Origin of the sequence: Bradyrhizobium sp. (assembly GCF_049581145.1) — a bacterium.
Classification (GTDB): domain Bacteria; phylum Pseudomonadota; class Alphaproteobacteria; order Rhizobiales; family Xanthobacteraceae; genus Bradyrhizobium.
The window spans coordinates 1-2,145 of the sequence record NZ_JBAURI010000863.1 but is presented as its reverse complement, the minus strand read 5'-3'; the positions used below and the strand labels follow the sequence as shown (position 1 = coordinate 2,145).

The 2,145-nt window shown below is 65.8% G+C and carries 4 protein-coding genes; 2 read left to right on the top strand and 2 right to left on the bottom strand.

The genetic code is table 11. The features are described 5' to 3' along the window. Both WCB02_RS28270 and WCB02_RS28265 read left to right on the top strand, forming a co-directional pair. Positions 1-404 (top strand): DUF2147 domain-containing protein (locus WCB02_RS28270; protein ID WP_423963048.1); only part of this gene is annotated, 404 nt, incomplete at its 5' end. A 210-nt stretch (positions 405-614) separates the two neighbouring features. Continuing rightward, a complete protein-coding gene (locus tag WCB02_RS28265) occupies positions 615-974 on the top strand; it encodes a hypothetical protein (protein ID WP_423963047.1) in 360 nt (119 codons plus the stop codon). A 65-nt stretch (positions 975-1,039) separates the two neighbouring features. Here the strand turns inward: WCB02_RS28265 and WCB02_RS28260 are convergent, their stop codons facing one another. Both WCB02_RS28260 and WCB02_RS28255 read right to left on the bottom strand, forming a co-directional pair. Next, entirely contained in the window at positions 1,040-1,444 is a 405-nt protein-coding gene (locus tag WCB02_RS28260) for a (R)-mandelonitrile lyase (protein ID WP_423963046.1), read from the bottom strand. 130 nt (positions 1,445-1,574) lie between these two features. Then, on the bottom strand, positions 1,575-2,145 hold a 571-nt coding region (locus tag WCB02_RS28255; RefSeq protein WP_423963045.1), incomplete at its 5' end, for a ribonuclease activity regulator RraA.

The following is a 2,145-nucleotide window of genomic DNA, read 5'->3' as shown; positions in this document are numbered from 1 at the left end:
TGCAAGCGCCCGCCCCGGCTGTGATGCCAGCCGCGCCGGCCCCGCAGGTCGCGGTGCAGCAACCGCCGTCGGCTCCGATTGCTGCGCCCGTGGCCCGCGACCCCAATTCGCCGCTCGGCATCTGGCTGACGGAAGAGAAGGAAGGCAAAGTCCGCATTGAGGAATGCGGCGGCGGTCTCTGCGGCTATTCGGTCGATGCGAAAACCAACCTGAATGGCGAGCAGGTCCTGATCAACATGAAGCCGGCCAAGGACCTGAAATGGAGCGGCCGGATTCTCGATCCCAACACCGGCAGCACCTATGACTCCACGATCACGATGAAGGGCTCCAATACGCTTCGTGTGCAGGGCTGCGCCTTCGGCGGCATGTTCTGCGGCGGCCAGACCTGGACCCGTGTGAACTGACATCGGGAGCAAGCCGTTTTCGGTTTCGAGGCGAAGGTCCTGTCCCTTGCGGCGGGGCCTTTCGTTTCCGTCGACGCGTAAAACCGACCGGTTGTGTCTCGCGCAACATCACCACAACAATGATCGAGCTGCCGGTGTGACTCCCATCACAGCCGCACGCGAGCCCCCGTGTGAGGCGGCAGATGTCAGAACCCGAACAGGGGCAATATCATGGGACACATTCACAAGGTCATCATCGCGATCCGCATGCTGTCGCTGCTGGCAGCGCCGATCGCGACCCCTGCCGCAGCCGCCGGCTTCGATGGCGAATGGAACGTTCGCATTGCCTCCGCCAACGCGTCGTGCGGCAATGGCGCGACCGTCGCGATCGACATCAGCAACGGCCATGTCGCCTCCAGCGGCGCGATGATGAAGGCGTCGGGGCGCGTCGCGGACCAAGGCAATATCAGCGTAACGCTCGCAAGCGGCCTGAAGCGCGCGGTCGGCTCCGGTCACCTCGCGGGCACCTCGGGATCAGGCACGTGGCGGGGTCCGATGTGTTGGGGCACCTGGACCGCGCAACGGATTTAGCACATTCGCGCCAGCACGCGGACCGCCGATCTGTCCGCCGGTTTCGCCGATTGGCGGATACGACGCTAACCAACGGCTGCCGAATATTCCTCGTCGGTCACGTGCTCCATCCAGGTCGCGTGGTTGCCGTCCAAAGACTCCTGCATCGCGATGTGGGCCATGCCGGTGGTCGGCGCGCCGCCATGCCAATGCTTCTCGCCCGGCGGAATCCAGACGACATCGCCGGCCTTGATCTCGCGCACCGGCTGACCCTTGGTCTGGATCCGACCGACGCCGGAGATCACATACAGCGTCTGACCGAGCGGATGGGTGTGCCACGCGGTGCGCGCGCCCGGCTCGAACGCCACGCGGTTGGCGACCAGCCGCGCCGGAGCCTGCGGCGTGATGATCGGGTCCTGCCAGACCGTGCCGGTGAAATTCTCCTTTGGCGCGCGGCGGCTTGGGCGCGAGCCGGCGAGAAGAATGTCCATGGGCTGCCTCCTGCTTTGTTTGGGATTTATTATAGGCGGGCAAAGGCGGCATCCGCGCCCAGTCCGCCGGTCCAGTTTTGAAACCGATGGTGACCCGCTGACGCTTGGCCCACCCTCGTGTCAGATGATGTTATTTCTTCGACGCGGCATAGCGCGCCTTGGTCTCGGCATTCATCGGATAGAGACCGGGCAGCACCGCGCCGTTGTTCACCTCGTCCACGATCCAGGCTTCCATCCGCTCCTGCTCCGGTCCCTCGGCCAGGATGTGATCGAGCTGCGCCTGCGGAATCAGGACCGCGCCATCCTGGTCGGCAACGATGATGTCATTCGGGAACACCGCGACGCCGCCGCAGCCGATCGGCTCACCCCAGCCGACAAAGGTCAGTCCGGCAACCGATGGCGGCGCCGCATAACCGTCGCACCACACCGGCAGCCCGGTGCCGAGCACGCCCTCGACATCGCGGACCACGCCGTCGGTGATCAGCGCGGCCACGCCGCGCTTGGCCATGCGGGCGCACAGGATGTCGCCGAAGATGCCGGCATCGGTGATGCCCATGGCGTCGACCACGGCGATGCAGCCGGCCGGCATGGCCTCGATCGCGGTGCGGGTTGAAATCGGCGACGACCAGGATTCCGGCGTCGCCAGATCTTCGCGCGCCGGCACGAAGCGCAGGGTAAAGGCCGGACCGACCAGCCGCGGC